Origin of the sequence: Enterococcus massiliensis (assembly GCF_001050095.1) — a bacterium.
Classification (GTDB): Bacteria; Bacillota; Bacilli; order Lactobacillales; family Enterococcaceae; genus Enterococcus_C; species Enterococcus_C songbeiensis.
In genome coordinates, this window is record NZ_CVRN01000006.1 from 451,152 (window position 1) to 466,862 (window position 15,711).

Annotated in this window: 14 protein-coding genes and 1 other RNA gene; 11 read left to right on the top strand and 4 right to left on the bottom strand. The window is 40.0% G+C overall.

Annotation, left to right across the window (positions count from 1 at the left end; all coding sequences use genetic code 11):
- Position 1 precedes the first annotated feature (1 nt).
- From BN1875_RS07015 to BN1875_RS13830, 8 genes are all read left to right on the top strand, one after another.
- Entirely contained in the window at positions 2-2,641 is a 2,640-nt protein-coding gene (locus tag BN1875_RS07015) for a phage tail protein (protein WP_048604132.1), read from the top strand.
- Positions 2,641-3,381: a tail protein gene (locus tag BN1875_RS07020; RefSeq protein WP_048604133.1), complete on the top strand. Its 741-nt coding sequence runs from the start codon at positions 2,641-2,643 to the stop codon at positions 3,379-3,381. The genes BN1875_RS07015 and BN1875_RS07020 overlap by 1 nt, the downstream gene beginning before the upstream one ends.
- Positions 3,378-6,104: a phage tail spike protein gene (locus tag BN1875_RS07025; protein WP_048604134.1), complete on the top strand. Its 2,727-nt coding sequence runs from the start codon at positions 3,378-3,380 to the stop codon at positions 6,102-6,104. The genes BN1875_RS07020 and BN1875_RS07025 overlap by 4 nt, the downstream gene beginning before the upstream one ends.
- Positions 6,105-6,120: 16 nt before the next feature.
- A complete protein-coding gene (locus BN1875_RS07030) occupies positions 6,121-8,340 on the top strand; it encodes a BppU family phage baseplate upper protein (protein WP_048604135.1) in 2,220 nt (739 codons plus the stop codon).
- Between the two features lie 11 nt (positions 8,341-8,351).
- Positions 8,352-8,600 carry a hypothetical protein gene (locus BN1875_RS07035; RefSeq protein ID WP_048604136.1) on the top strand — a complete coding sequence of 83 codons (249 nt, stop codon included), beginning with the start codon at positions 8,352-8,354 and terminating at the stop codon, positions 8,598-8,600.
- 181 nt (positions 8,601-8,781) lie between these two features.
- Entirely contained in the window at positions 8,782-9,027 is a 246-nt protein-coding gene (locus tag BN1875_RS07040; protein ID WP_048604137.1) for a hypothetical protein, read from the top strand.
- Positions 9,028-9,038: 11 nt separating this feature from the next.
- Positions 9,039-9,344 (top strand): phage holin, encoded by a 306-nt coding sequence (locus tag BN1875_RS07045; protein ID WP_048604138.1) that lies wholly within the window; start codon positions 9,039-9,041, stop codon positions 9,342-9,344.
- Positions 9,345-9,346: 2 nt separating this feature from the next.
- Entirely contained in the window at positions 9,347-10,261 is a 915-nt protein-coding gene (locus BN1875_RS13830; RefSeq protein ID WP_231586075.1) for a peptidoglycan recognition protein family protein, read from the top strand.
- Positions 10,262-10,451: 190 nt separating this feature from the next.
- Here BN1875_RS13830 and ssrA read toward each other — a convergent pair.
- Positions 10,452-10,819: a transfer-messenger RNA gene (gene ssrA / locus BN1875_RS13380) on the bottom strand.
- 71 nt (positions 10,820-10,890) lie between these two features.
- On the bottom strand, positions 10,891-11,664 hold the full coding sequence (locus BN1875_RS07055; RefSeq protein WP_187115922.1) for a Cof-type HAD-IIB family hydrolase: 774 nt from the start codon (positions 11,662-11,664) through the stop codon (positions 10,891-10,893).
- Positions 11,665-11,916: 252 nt separating this feature from the next.
- Here BN1875_RS07055 and BN1875_RS07060 point away from each other — a divergent pair, with 252 nt between their 5' ends.
- The 3 genes from BN1875_RS07060 to BN1875_RS07070 are packed head-to-tail and all read left to right on the top strand — an operon-like array spanning position 11,917 to position 14,421.
- Positions 11,917-12,267 carry an SdpI family protein gene (locus BN1875_RS07060; protein WP_048604140.1) on the top strand — a complete coding sequence of 117 codons (351 nt, stop codon included), beginning with the start codon at positions 11,917-11,919 and terminating at the stop codon, positions 12,265-12,267.
- Entirely contained in the window at positions 12,248-12,970 is a 723-nt protein-coding gene (locus BN1875_RS07065) for a response regulator transcription factor (protein ID WP_048604141.1), read from the top strand. The genes BN1875_RS07060 and BN1875_RS07065 overlap by 20 nt, the downstream gene beginning before the upstream one ends.
- Positions 12,970-14,421 carry a sensor histidine kinase gene (locus tag BN1875_RS07070; RefSeq protein ID WP_048604142.1) on the top strand — a complete coding sequence of 484 codons (1,452 nt, stop codon included), beginning with the start codon at positions 12,970-12,972 and terminating at the stop codon, positions 14,419-14,421. Before BN1875_RS07065 ends, BN1875_RS07070 begins: the two co-directional genes overlap by 1 nt.
- A 40-nt stretch (positions 14,422-14,461) precedes the next feature.
- Here the strand turns inward: BN1875_RS07070 and BN1875_RS07075 are convergent, their stop codons facing one another.
- Together BN1875_RS07075 and BN1875_RS07080 are read right to left on the bottom strand one after the other, a co-directional pair.
- Positions 14,462-14,926, bottom strand: coding sequence for a hypothetical protein (locus tag BN1875_RS07075; RefSeq protein WP_048604143.1), 465 nt, complete (start codon positions 14,924-14,926; stop codon positions 14,462-14,464).
- Entirely contained in the window at positions 14,898-15,656 is a 759-nt protein-coding gene (locus BN1875_RS07080; protein ID WP_048604144.1) for a hypothetical protein, read from the bottom strand. The genes BN1875_RS07075 and BN1875_RS07080 overlap by 29 nt, the downstream gene beginning before the upstream one ends.
- Positions 15,657-15,711 lie beyond the last annotated feature (55 nt).

Below are 15,711 nucleotides of genomic sequence, written 5' to 3' on the forward strand. Positions count from 1 at the left end.
TTTGAACGAAGATGCATATCTGTTAAAAATGATCCTCGACGAGTCCGGATTTTCAGCGGGTTTGAATAAAGCAACACGAAAACTTGGCGATTTTGATGGTAATATTACCAACTCAAGCAGCAAAGGTAGCAGCAAAATGGGCAGTATATGGACATCTTTTGTCGGTAACTTTGCGGCAAGTGGTGCCATGAAAGTGGTCAGTGCAGTTACTGGTGGAATTGCCGATTTAGGCAGGGAGCTGTCAGCGGGATCTGCTACGTGGAAAACTTTCAATGGCAATATGGAAAATCTCGGTAAAGGCAGTGGGGAAATTGCTTCAGTTAAGAAAGAACTGCAAGACTTTGCCACACAGACAATTTACTCAGCATCCGACATGGCCACCACTTATAGCCAATTAGAAGCCGTTGGTATAAAGAGCTCAAATCAATTAGTGAAGGGGTTTGGTGGACTAGCCGCTGCGGCTTCTGATCCAGCACAAGCTATGACCACACTCAGCCAACAAGCGACTCAAATGGCAGCTAAGCCAATGGTTCAATGGCAAGATTTTAAGTTGATGCTTGAACAAACTCCGGCTGGTGTTGCCGCAGTAGCGAAGACTATGGGCATGTCCACGGCTGATATGGTAAAAAACGTGCAAGATGGCACCATCAAAACACAAGACTTTTTTGATGCAATCACTGAAACTGGCACGAATGACACTTTTACCAAAATGGCGACTGAATACAAAACAGTCGATCAAGCTATGGACGGGCTTAAAGAAACATTGGTAGGTAAATTACAGCCTGCTTATGACAAAGTAACCCAGAAAGCTATTGATGGTATTAATAAGCTTGTTGATGCAGTTGGCAAAATGGATATGGACGCGATCATTGGAAAAGTCGAATCAGTAATTAAAACAGTAAAAGAATTTGCACCAGCCATTTCTGGAATTGCGGGGGCACTTCTCGCATTGAAAGCGTTGAAAACAATTACTGTGATTGTTACAAGTGTCAAAAAAGCCATCACTGTAGTAAAAGGATTAAAAACCGCTTTTGGAGTGCTAAAATTTGCTGTTGCGGCAGCAGGTGGTCCAGTGACGATCATCGTTGCAGCAATTGGAGCGTTGATTGGTGTAATTGCTTATTTATGGGCTACAAATGAAGATTTTCGAGATGCCGTGATTGGTATTTGGGAGTCAATTAAAAAGACATTTGTTAATGCGTGGAAGGCAATTCAAGATGCTTGGAGCGGGGCAAAGGAATGGTTTGGCGATCTTTGGGAATCCATCAAGGAAACCGCTTCAAATGCAGTAGAAGGTGTTAGAAACGCATGGAATGGCATTAAAGAATGGTTTTTAAATCTTTGGTCAGGTGTCAAAGAAACTTCCGCAGGCGCTTGGGATGGTATCGTTGAAGGCGTAACTGGTGCAGTCGAAAAAGTAAAAAGCGTTTGGGATACCGTTACAGAAAAAGTAAGTGCGGTATTTAATCGAATCACAGAAACGTATTCCCCATTTATTGAAGCAATAAAAGAAGTTTTTACCAACCTAAAAACATTTTTTAGCGAAACTTGGACATCTATCCAAGAAATTGCGGGGGCAGCATGGGAAATAATTAAGAATGTCATTTTGGCACCAATATTGTTTGTTACGTCCTTAATCTCTGGCGGTTGGGAAGAGGCGAAAAACAACATGATCGCGGTATGGAACAACATAACCGAAGCTGCTTCTACAATCTGGGGTGCTATTAAAGATATCTTCTTTAATTATTTAACGATGATTAAAGATAACTTCCTTGCAATTTGGAACGGGATTAAAGGTACAGCAGAAAATATTTGGAGTAATCTTAAAATGTTTTTTACGAATACCTGGAATGGTATCAAAAATACTGCTTCGAATATCTGGAACAGTATCAAAATCTTTTTCTCGAATACGTGGAATAATATCAAGACAGTCGCTTCAAACACATGGACGGCAATTAAAAATGGTTTTTCAAATGCGTGGAATAACATTAAAACGACTACAGCAAATGTTTGGAACAGTATCAAGCAAACTTTTAAAAATACAGTAGATAATATTGTAAGTGGTGCTCAGAACGCTTGGGGCAATTTGAAAAAGGGCGTTTCTGATGCGATACAAAAAGTCAGAGATACTTTTGATAAATTGAAAGATATCAATTTGTTTGAAATTGGGAAAAATATCATTGATGGTTTGTTAAACGGTATTCAGGAAAAATGGAACGATTTAAAGGGGAAAATCACCGATATTGCTGGAACGATTACCAATGGTTTAAAAGGCTTACTTGACATCAATTCCCCATCAAGAATTATGCGTGATCTGATTGGTAAGAATGTTGTTCTTGGAATTGTAGATGGGATTGAACAAACAAGCCCTAAGCTTGAAAAATCAATGCAGAACCTTCCTTTTGATAGTCCTGAGTTGCCATCAATAAATCTAAAACGCACGACAGAAATTAATGAAAAAGCCGACAATTTAAAGAACAAAACGGCACCGATTGGCACCGGTAATTCTGAGGTTCATGTCCATTTAACTGTTTATGGTGAAATGCCAGATTCTGTTATTCGTCAAATGGCTAAAAAATTGAAAGTTGAATTAACAAAACAGATGCAGGGTGATGCTGATGCAGTGGGAGGAGCGATGTAATGCAATTTAAGCGAGGACAATTTGTGATCAACGGACAACATTCTGAGGAGTTTAATGTTTTTATGCGAAGTCGTCCCATTTCAACTTCTGCCCCTCGCGTAGTTGAACTGAGAGAACGTGAAGGCAATGATTCTATAGTTATTGATAAGGCGTATTACAAAAATACTACACGGAAAATTGAGTGCTATTACAAAGCGCCAACAATTGACGACGTGCAAGAATACGAGGACAGAATAACGGCTTGGCTTGATATGGGATCATATAGTGATTTTATCGCGTATTATGATCTGCAGTATATCTATCAAGTGATTGTTACAGAAGCTCCAGAATTCAAAGGGACGCGAAAAACAGGAACGATTGTCCCCTTTGAATTCACAGTGAGTTTGAGACCGTTCAAAGAAAGGCGTACTGGTAAAATAGCAGTCAATCGCAGCGGTTCATTTTCTTTAATAAACACTGAGAAGTATCCTTCGAAGCCCCTAATAAAATTATCGGGATCTGGGGATGCTTCTTTTTATATCAACGATAAAGAATTCAAACTGAAAGGACTCGATCGAGAATTGGTTATCGATTCTAAATTGGAAGAATCCTATCGATCTCTTGATGGGGTATTAGAGCATCAAGACCAGGTAACGCTGTTCTTAGATTTTCCTGAATTATTACCAGGTCAAAACGATTTTCGCTGGTCAACTAATATTAAAAGTTTCGAAATAACGCCTAGGTGGTGGAGAAAAGTATGAAGCCTCGAATTTACAAACCCGATGAAACAGATTTCTCCAGTAACGGATTGGGCGTACTCGTTGATTGTGCTCGTTGTAAAGTATCGGAAGTTTCAAATGGTAAATATGAATTGGAGTTAGATTATCCATTAGGTACTAGATTTGATGAATATTTTGAGAATGATTACCAAATTAAAATTAAATCGAACGATCAAGAAGAATATCATATTTTCTATATTGACGATAAGGCAGTAGATACCTTTATGGATTCTGTGACAATTTATGCCAAATCACGAACCTATCGACTTGGGAGACGTGTTGTTACTACTGTAGGTGTCGATTCAAAAACGGCTCAAGAAGCGATGCGCTTGATTGAAAATGGCATAGATAAAAAATCTGATATCGAATTGTATTCTGATATTACCACAGTTTCTAGTACCACCTTCGAAGCTCGGAATGTTTTGAATTGTGTCGCTGGCGAACAGGGCTCTTTGCTTCAATATTGGGGTGGCGAGATTAAGCGTGAACCATTTAAGCTATCTCTTCTAAAACGCCGTGGTCGCGATCATGTTGGAACTATTCGGTATGGTAAAGATTTAGCAGGGCTGAAAATGAAATTAGATTGGTCAGGGATGAAAACTCGAATTATTCCTTATGTGGATGCGCAGTCGGCAGATGGAACGACGAATCGTATTTATGGTACTTCAGTTGACAGTGAATTTATCAATAACTATCCTGACGTTTATACTGAACACATTCAATTTACAGAAGACCAGGGGGCAAAGGATTTGAAAAGCTTGAATAATGTTGCAAAAAATTATTTCAAGCTTTTCAATCCCGGATGCGACAAGCCTAAAATATCAATCACAATTGAGTTTGATAAACTAACCGACAGCGAAGAGGCAAAAGAGTTCGCAAAAATTAGGAACTATGGACTTTTTGATACTTTTCAAGTCTACCATCGTAAATACGATATTTATTTAGAGTCAAAAGTCAGCAGTGTTGTTTATGATTCTTTAGCTGAAAAAACAGAGTCCTTAGAAGCCGGTGATACGCAAGTTGCTTTTTATCAGCAACAAGCCAATAGTTTTCAAGAAAAATTGAAAGAGTATGCTACAAATACTTACATGAGCGGCTTTACTGATTATGTATCATCCATGATTACGGGCAATGGTCAGGCAGGCGGTCATGTGGTGCTTTGGCCAAAAGTGCAGCCTTCCAATATTTTGATTATGGATACGGATGATGTGAATACGGCGCAGCATGTCATTCGTCTGAACAAGAATGGAATTGCCTTTTCTAAATCTGGATGGAATGGACCTTTTAACAGTGCATGGACAATTGATAGTGTGTTTAACGCAAACTTTATAAAAACTGGTGTCTTAGAAGGAATTGATATCCATTCTAAGAATGAAAATTATGATATTTATCAACATAATGGAGTAATGGATTTCATTGATGAAGTGAAAAATAAAAAGATTGGTTCAGTCCAAGCAAATGCCCTACGCATTGCAAATGAGGATGGTACAGAGGCTGGATTGAATATCATTCAAAATGAACCATATCCGCTTAATTTCATAGTTCAGAGAGACAACGGTAGCAATGAACGTGTTGTGTTTATTGTTCCGTCAGGTCAAGATGGTAAACCAATTTTGAATATTATGGCTAAGACACAAATCAGAAATACCTTGTCAGTAGATGAGCTTTATGTTGCTGGCGTAAAAATTGATACAAACGGTGGCGGATCTGGCGGTGGTACTGGTGGCGATGGCAGCACTTATTCGCCAATCAACATATCATCAAATATCACCGGCAACGCAAATATCGTCGCATGGCTCAAAAAATACACAGCTGAGTACGGTATTAGCGAATACATCGGTCTAGCTTACGCCTTGATTATGGTCGAAAACGGCAGCACGGACGGCACCGACGACATCATGCAATCGTCGGAATCGGCTGGTTATCCGGGACCAGGCTACTTGACTGGTGAGGCTTCTGTTAAGCAGGGATGTAAACACCTTGCGGATGTTCTAAAATCATCATTTGCAAAAGGTGTAGATGTCTGGGGTGCTATGCAGTCTTATAATTTCGGTACGGCATACGTTGGTTGGTTAGCAGGCAAGGGTGGGAAAAACACAACTGATCTTGCAGAGCAATACTCACGTGATGTAGTCGCTCCATCACTCGGAAATACAACAGGCGCTACCTATTCGTATGTCAATGCTGTATCACAAGCGGATGGGCGCACATACTTGTATCTCAATGGTGGTAATTTCCACTATGCAGCTATGATTCGCCAATATGTCAAAGTGACAGAAGGTGGTTCGGGTGATTACTTTATGCCAATCGCCAAACCGATTACAGTAACGTCTGAATTTGGCTGGCGCACGTCACCTATCACTGGTGAGCAAGAGCTGCACAACGGTATTGATCTCGTGAATGGCAATCCAAATACGCCGATATATGCTGCTGATGCTGGGGAAGTTGTGATTGCGGGTATGTACGAGGCATGGTATGGGAATTATGTGGTAATCAAACATGCTGGTGGACTTTATACCGGATATGCTCACCAAAGCAGCCTGAAAGTTTCAGTCGGTCAAACTGTTACGAAAGGTCAGCAAATCGGAAACATGGGAACCACTGGACCGTCAACGGGGGAACATTTACATTTTCAATTTTTCACGAATGGTCCATGGCCAACAACGACTGATTTTATTAATCCACGCACGAAAATGAAATTTTAAAATGAGGTGATGAAAATTGGCAATTAAATATCCAATCACGCTATCGACGACTGAACCGAATAACGATGTCGGCTTGATCAAAATTCGACAAGCAGATGAACAAACACAAACGCTAATCGTTCAAATCACGGAAAATGGTGTGCCGAGATCATACGAAGGCTTGCAGCCGTTCTTCTGTGCAAAGCTTGGTCAATCTGCCGGACTAGGAATCATTGAGCAAAAGCTGAATGCTAGTGAATTAACCAATCCAAAAACGGGTCAGCTAGAATACACCATACGAAAAGAGGACTGGCAAACATTAGGTCAGCAAGTCGGGTATTTCAGCTTTCGAAAAATGAAAGATGATTATGAATTCATAGAGCAGTTTTCTACGAAAGATTTTTACTTTAATGTTACACGAAATGTTTTTTCTGATGGTGTGACAGAAGTTAAAAAAGATGGCTCTACCTATGTATGGACCATTGAAGATTTAAAGCGGCTTTATCAGGAATATATCGCTAGTGGAAAAACGGATTGGGAAGAATTTGTAGAGCAAAATAAAGAAATAATCGAATCAGTTGATCCAGGTGGAGTTGTGTTAAGTGAATTGATTCGTTCGAGAAAACCTGCGGATGCTGAAGCCCCTTATCCCGACTTGCCCACTAGGCTCGACCAACAAATCGGCTTAAGCTCTGAGTTCCGTCCGTTTGAAAACGATAAATCATTTGTTCTTAGGACGCACAACGAATTTTTGGAACGTGGCGCTAATCCTTATTGGTTTGGGGCAAAAGGAGATGGAACCACAGACGATTATCAAGCGTTACAAGATTGGTTGGATTTTGCTTTTGAAAATAGATTGCATAATGTTGTACTTCCTAAAGGGCGATTTGTCTTTTCGAAACCTCTGATTTTGAAAACGAGGGTTGAGAATAATGATCATTGGTGGTTTGGTCAAGGAATAAATATTCGTGGAACTCACATGCACGAATCAAGGTTAATTAAAATAGGTAATAGCACAATAGTTTCTGATAGTCCCAATATAAACGGTATCGATAGCGTTCTGATTTTGCATACACAAGAACGAGAAAATGCACTCAGCCCAGGAACTGAATCGACGGGAATTCAGCTGAGTAATTTATGGATTGAGAATCAATCGACCAATCCAGAATCGATGTTGGTTACCGGCGAAGCATGCGAGCGAATGAATATCGAACATATCAATGGGATAAACCTCGTTGGTCGAGGATTAATCTTTGACGTTTGCTATTCAAGTTCTTTTATAAATCTTGTTATCAGATGTAAGAAAAACGCTTTGAACGTTAACAGCGGGACATCAAATACCTTTGGATTTATCTATGCACCATCTTGTCAGGACCCGTACAATATCCATTGCGCGTATAGTACGCTAGACACAGTTTGTTGCGATAAAGGGACCGGAACAATTTTCAATATTGGCGGTCGGGGTATGGTTGCTAATATTGGTACAGAATCACCAAAGGCGAAGCATATTGTTCAAACAGATCTATTTGGTGTGAATATTACTTCTTTATCGATGCATAGACAGCAAGGTGATACTGGTCTAGATATTGATGACACGTATGTGATTCGGGTAAACGGTCCTACAATCATTGAGCAGTTACACATTTTAGAAACGGCTACATTGCCAAGTGGAAAAACTGGATATCTTATTGATAATACAGGGAGTTCAACTGAGAATTCAGTAAAACTGGGTATTGTAAAGTATACACGGCAAGGGTTCTCAAACGCTAATATGAAATACTCTAAATCTAAGACAACTTCACCTATTCCAAGTTCACGCATAGATCAAAATGGGCAAAGTGTTTCAATGAGAAGAAACCAATTTATGCCGTTTATTGGGACAAGAACCGCTCTTAGCGATTTGGGGATTGCAGCACCTGATAAAGCAATCTATTTTGATTCAGCCGGACCAAGAACATTAGGTGATGGCACTTCTACACAGAATGAATTAGCCTATAATGTTGGTGATTTATTGTTGGAGAATGATCCTAAAGGAAAAAATGCGTTAGGCTATGTTGTTACAGAAAAGACTGGCACTTACGTGGGAAATAATGAGTTTGCTACAATACCAATCGTTTCAGCTGGTTCTACTGCGAATAGACCAACGTCGAATTTATATGCAGGCCAACAATATTTTGATACCACGATAGGAAAGCCTATTTGGTGCAGATATCCTGCATCAAAAATTTGGGTTGATGCTTCTGGAGCAACGGTATAAGGAGGGAAAACATGGGTCAAGATATTAATCAAGCAGGAGAAATCTCAACTCAAGTAAAGAAAAGTGTTATATTCAATCGTCGAGAGTTACGAGATATTGTTATTACAGAAAATGATAACGTAACTATTCGGTATATAAACATTTCAAGTGAGGGTGAAAAGCAGGAAATGTTAGTCATACCGTTCGAAGATTACTTTAACAAAATAGAGAAATCTATCTGGGATTTGATTGACAGTGCATTAAGCGATCAAAAAGAATAGCTAGTAAAGGCAGTCGATAAACAAATCGATTGTCTTTTTATTTTGGAAAGTAGGTGGCATATGTTAAACGTTGGGGAGTTAGCAACGTGGGCGGGTTGGTTTGCGACGATTGCAGGATTGATTTTAAGCGAGAAAGAATCCGTATAATGCGGGTTCTTTCTTTTTGGAAAGTTGGTGAGTTATGGCAAACGGAAGTGGAGAGGAAAAATTGTGGCGGGAGGTACTTCAACGACTTACTAAGATTGAGAGTAACACTAAAGGATTAGACGAGCTTTCTAAAAAAGCAAATGAAGCTCATGCGATGTCCGTTACCAACAAGGAGGATATCAAGGAGCTGAAGGAAGCGCAGAAAGCTAATAAGAACTGGTTGATGGGCCTACTGGCAACAGTGATTGGCTATGTGGTTATGAATTATATTTTGAAATAGGAGAAAATGCGATGAAAAATATTAATTGGGAAGTACGTATTAAAAGCAAGACGTTTTGGCTGGCAGTGATTCCAGCGGTTGCTCTAGCAGTACAGGCAATTATGTCGGTATTTGGGTTTGAATATGATTTTGGCATTTTGGTGAATAAGCTGATTGTTGTGGTAAATACAGTATTTGCAGTTTTAGTCATCATCGGGATTGTTAATGATCCAACAACTAGCGGTGTATCAGACAGTCAGCAGGCTTTAACGTATACAGAGCCGCGAAAAGATCCTGTGGTGGACAAAGACGACCAAGAAAATAATTTAGGGGTGTAAATATGACTTACAAAGTTGAGAAACAAATCCGCCAAGGCTTGCCACAAGTTGGTGTGCTACCTTACGGACAAGTCCACGCACATAGCACTGGAAATCCGTCCTCGACTGCCCAAAATGAAGCAGACTACCACATGCGCAGACCAATCAACAGCGGCTTTTTTAGTCATGTGGTCGGAAATGGTCGAGTGATTCAAACCGCTCCCGTTAATCGTGGCGCTTATGATGTTGGTGGCGGATGGAACGCTTGGGGCTATGCACAAGTAGAGCTGATTGAAAGCCACAAAACGAAAGCGGAATTTTTGAAAGACTACAAAATTTACGTCGAGCTGTTGCGTGATTTGGCAAAAGCCGCAAAAATACCGATCAAAGTGGATAGTGGTAATGTTGGTATTTTAAGTCACGCTTACTGCACAGCTCATCAGCCGAATAATGGTAGTGATCACGTTGACCCATACCCATATCTTGCAAAATGGGGAATCAGCAAAGCACAGTTTAAAAAGGACGTAGAGAGTGGCAAGGTTGGTGGGACTGTTGTCAGTAAACCAGTAACTAAGCCTAAACCTGCTCCCGTCAAACCAACAGTAGCCCAGTTGAAGGTTGACGGACAATTTGGCAATGCGACCGCTAAACGCCTGCAACAGTATCTTAAGACGACAGCGGACGGCATCATTAGCCATCAATACAAGCAAAAATACAATCAAAATATCTATGCGGCACAGTTTGACAAGACACTGATTGGTTCGAATGTGATTGTAGCTTTACAAAAATGGCTCAAAGTGGAAGTTGATGGTTTGTTTGGAAAGGCGACAGTTATTGCTTTACAAAAACGCTTGGGAACAACTGCGGATGGTGTCATTAGTCCCGTATCAGATTGCATAAAGGAAATGCAAAGACGATTGAACAAAAATAAGTTGTAAAAAAAAAGCCCTCTGCTAATTTTTAGCGGAGGGCTTTTTTGCGTTCTGAGAGTTCAATATTCCATGTGTTTTTGACCTTGATATTGACCTTGAGATATATCTATTTCCTGAAAACTACTGAAAACAAAAAGAGTAGAAATCCTTTTAAATCAAAGGATTTCTACTCTTAGTGAAAAGTACTGGAAGGTACAAATGGAGCTGGCGGGAGTCGAACCCGCGTCCAAACACATCGATACCTAAAAGTCTACGCTCATAGTCGGTTCTATTGAAGTTTCGCTTGATAAACTGCCGAACGACAGGCGATTTACGTTGCTAGTCTGATGAGCTCTTCTAAAACTTACAGACGGAAAGTTTTAGCGTATCCCACTTAGAATAGGACCCTTACCCGAGCACATGGGCGATACCGGGAGGATCTACGCTAACTGTTTTTAGGCAGCTAAAGCGTAAGAGTTATTGTTGTTTTTAGCAGTTATATTTAACTGTAACGTTTTAACGTAGCCGTAACCTACGAAGCGCAATTCAGGCTCGACCTATGCCTGTCGAATCCGTAACAGCCCCCTAAAATAGGGAGTCTTACAGAAGCAAGTATACCATGCTTTTGGCGAGATTAAAAGCTGTTTGCTTACAATTTATAAGAGATCAAAATGACACAGGGCATGAAGAATGCCACCTTCAGTATTTTTCTTGGTAACGAAGTCGGCAATCTCTTTTAAAACCGGAGCACCATTCGCCATTGCGATTTTCGTATCACATGCTTGTAAAAGAGCCAAATCATTTGGTCCATCTCCAAAGCCGTATGTTGGCACATTTTCCAGATTCATCGCCTGTTTCAAAATAGTTACAGCGTTCCCTTTTGAAACGGATTTCTTAACGGTATCAAGAGAATAAGGGGTATTTCGGAAAAAATTTAATTCTGGAAACCGTTCTTCATAAAAGCCCTCATTATTTTTTCCAAGAACCAGCAGCATATTCACGGGATATTTTTCAAAAGCAAGAGGATCAATTGGCGGAATTTGACTATGAATGAATTGATAGGCATTGATCAATTCATCGTTATAGCCTGTACACCAGATATTATTTTCATTGTAGTAGGAAAGTTGGTCACCATTTTCCAGCACAGCTTCATAAACGTTGCGGCATAATTCAGGATCAAGTCGATCAGAATGGATTTCGGTGCCATTCACGCGAATAAACGCACCATTCATCACGATATCAGATTCAATTTTTGCAGCCTCCATTATGTGTTGAACTTCCGGTTCGGTTCTGCCGGTTGCAATAATGGGTAATATATCATTTTGTTTTAGCTGTTGCATTGCATCAGCAACTTCTGGTGTCACTTGGGAGTGGGCATCCAATAAGGTTCCATCTAAATCAAAAAAAGTTAAGGCACGATAAGCCATAATACATCTCCTTAGTCATCCAATCCTCTTTCTTTTTATCCATGATTATCTGGCAAAAGAGAAGGTTGTTTTATTTATCATACCAAATGTTGAAAAAACAAGAAAGGATTTTGAAGAAAACGTGAAGTTGTTGGTGATAGCCTTGGTTTTCGAGTATACTAAGAAAAGAAACAACTGTCCTTCTCTCGTCTTTTTCAAAACGGGTGAGAAGAAGTGAAACAAAAAAATTTCAGTAGAAGAACAAGGAGCGAAGGTATGATCTTTTTAGTGATTGGTATTTTCCTGTTGGTGATTGGTGGGCTTTTTCGCATTTTTCCCGCAAAATATGATAGTCTGCTATATGGCTATCGCTCCTACTATGCCCGGATGAATCAAACAAACTGGCAATTTGCCCAGAAAATCAGCGGCCGCCATTTTTTACTTTTTGGGGGATTGATGACAGCAATCGGTTTATTGTTGAAAATGACCGGTTATACGAATTTTTTTATTATTGAAATGTTGCTGATTCCAATACCAATCGTTTTGGCTTTTGGTTTGACGGAGGATAAATTAAGAGAATTCGACAAAAATAATAGAGGTGAAGAAAATGAATATCTTGATGATTGAAGATAATGAATCTGTTTCTGAAATGATGCAGATGTTTTTTCTGAATGAAGGATGGGAAGCTAATTTTCAGTATGATGGCAAAGAGGGCTTAGATGCTTTTTTAGCGGATCCAAAAAAATGGGATATGATTACGCTGGATCTTAATCTTCCGGGAATGGATGGCATGGCGGTTGCACGGGAAATCCGCAAGGTATCAGATACTGTCCCGATCATTATGCTGACAGCTCGAGATTCAGAAAGTGATCAAGTTATTGGCTTGGAAATGGGCGCGGACGATTATGTGACGAAACCCTTTAGTCCTCTGACTTTGATTGCCCGAATGAAAGCTTTGCATCGCCGCAGTGAGCTGGCGGAGAAGATTGTTGCTCCAACAGGAAATGACAGCGACTTGACCTTTGATATTCAAACTCAGCACTTCAAAATGAATACAAAAACCAGAGAAGCCTATCTGGATGATCAACCGATCGAAGGACTAACACCGAAGGAATTTGATTTATTGTATACGTTGGCAAAAAAACCACGACAAGTTTTTTCGCGTGAAAAATTATTGGAGCTGGTTTGGGATTATCAATACTTTGGTGATGAGCGTACCGTGGATGCCCATATCAAAAAATTGCGGCAAAAAATTGAGAAGGTCGGTCCGCAAGTGATTCAAACCGTTTGGGGCGTGGGGTATAAATTTGACGATTCAGGTGTTGCCTAATGCGTTACCTTTATCAGCAGCTCATGGCTTTTTGGGCAGTGATTGCGGTTATTCTACTGACGGTGGGTATTTCTTTTACTCAAATGACAAAGCAAACCATTGAGGAAAGCAACTATAAACAACTTTTTGGTTATGCAGAGTCAGTAGAAGAGACAACTGAAATTTTCAGTGAAATTACAAATGCCAATGAAAAAGTTCAGTTACAGCGTTCCTTGAACGCAACAGAGCAGATTTTGAATCAGCAGGGAGTTAATTTCGTTTTTGTCGATCGGCAAGAGCAAGTATTATATCCGCAATCAACCAATAGAGGACTGAAGTTTACGATTTCTGCGGAGCAATGGCAAGCTTTAAAAAATGGGGAGCGCCAGCAAGTCACTGCTCCCACCAATGTTTTTGGCGAAAATGAAGCGACTTCTTATGCCATGGTTCCTTTTAATTTGCGAGGAGAGTTCTATGGAGCATTAGTTGTCACTCAGCCTGCCAAAAATATTGAAGACAGTGTTCAAGCGATGACCGTCAATTTGTTCAAAGGTTTCATTATCTCTAGTATTTTTGCACTGATTATCAGCTATTTTTATGCTAGCTTCCAAGTTCGGCGAATCAATCGAATGAAAACCGCGACACAAGAAGTAGCCAATGGGAACTTTGATATTCAATTACCGGTGCATAACAAGGATGAGTTTGATGAATTGGCGGATGATTTCAATAAAATGACGCGTTCGTTGAAAGAATCCAATGAAGAAATCCAGCGACAGGAAGAACGCCGTAAACAATTTATGGCGGATGCTTCTCACGAGATGCGCACGCCGTTGACGACCATCAATGGGTTGTTAGAAGGGCTGCAGTATCATGCCATTCCTGAAAATCAACGGGAAAATGCCGTGCGTTTAATGAAGAATGAAACAGAACGACTGATCCGTCTGATTAATGAAAATCTCGACTATGAAAAAATTCGTACCAATCAAATCTCAATTGTTGTGAAGAAATTTGATGGAACAGAAACATTGCGCACATTATTGATCCAACTAGAAGGAAAAGCCGAAGCTGCCAATGACCGATTAATTTTGGATACGACCGCTCCTGTGACCGTCTATGCGGACTATGATCGCTTTGTCCAGATCATGGTTAATATCCTTCAAAATGCGATTCAATTTACCGAAGATGGAGAGATTCACGTTAGAATTGAAAAAGGGTACCTAGAAACCATCATTGAGATTCAAGACACGGGAATCGGTATGACAGAAGAACAGCAAAAAAATATTTGGGAACGGTATTACAAAGTTGATCCTTCTCGGAAAAATAAAAAATTTGGCGAATCTGGTTTGGGTCTACCAATCGTTCAGCAGCTAGTCCGCCTCCATAAAGGAAAAATAGAGATTGAAAGTGAATTAGGAAAAGGAACGACTTTTCGAATCAGCTTTCCAGATGTTGAAATTTCAGAAACAGAATAAGCCAAAAACGTTGATGACCGCTAAAAGTCATCAACGTTTTTTAGTGTGTATCTAACTTTGTTTTGATCAGCGAAGGATCAGTTGTTGTTAGCAAAATCGCTAGATTGTGTGTTTTGGCGATTTTTTGACAAAGATGCAAAAATTCCTGTGTTTCACGAATGGAAAAGGCACTACACACATTATCAAAATAAATTTTTTGTTTTTGAAGCAGGAGACTATGTAAAAATTGTAGCTTGACTCGTTCAAACGAAGTCAGTTGCTCTTGCGTTTTTAGAAAGGTTTTTTCCAGATTGAATTGTTGAGTAAGTTGTTGCAGCAACTCCGTATTTTTGCTGTTCTTTTTTTCTACTCCCAGCAGAATATTTTCTTGAAGGGAAAGGTAGGGAATCAACCGCCATTCTAGTGTGATTCGTTGTTCCTTGCTGTTTTCTGGCAGAGGAAGGGGTGTTGTCAGAAAAACAATAGAAAAAGCAGCATTAATTGGATGAGGTATGTCGGTCATCATGGGCTTTCCTCCTTAGAAAGAAACTGATAATCAAGGGAATCAAGACAAAATAGCAAGCAGTAAAAAAGGCCAAAGTTTTTAAAGCAGATTGGACGAATAGGAGTGTCCAAGTTCGTGCCGGTAATTGAATCGAGTTGAATAAAGAGGTGCCATTAGCCGGCAGCTTGACTAACCAGCGGGTCAAATCATCGCCGTTAATCAATTCGATTTGCAGCTGGTCCATTCCATAATGCTGAATCAATGCCCGATGACTGTTTTCAATGGTAGTTTGTAGGAGTGGCTGAAATATCAGCAACGTGACCATCACTACTAGAAATAAAAGGAAAGCAGGGAGCAAAAACTCCGCCAACAGTTGCCCAAGCCAACGATGATTCGCCACACCGGATTTTCTGAACACAGTTAGATCCGGTCTTTTTTTTAGATAAAAATAAAGAAAGAGCAGCGTAACGAGAATGAACAGTCCTCCGACAAGGAAAAAACCTAAACGGTAAAAAGTATCGATTTTTTCTGTGTAGCTTTTTAAATCTGCGGCAAAAAGCTCCGTGTTGATAAGAGAACGTTCTTCCGGTGAAAACAGGGTAGTGATTTGCTGGCAAAAAACATCAAAGGACATTTTTAAACAAACAAAAAAACTGAGAGCAAAGAAAAAAAACAGTGCGGTTAGCCAGTAAGGCGTGATTGAACGTCTATGGTACTGTAAACTGGCAAGTGCAAATCTAATCGTGTTCATTCTCTTCACCTCAGTATTCAGTATAGAGAAAGACTTTGAAAAAAATATGAATAAG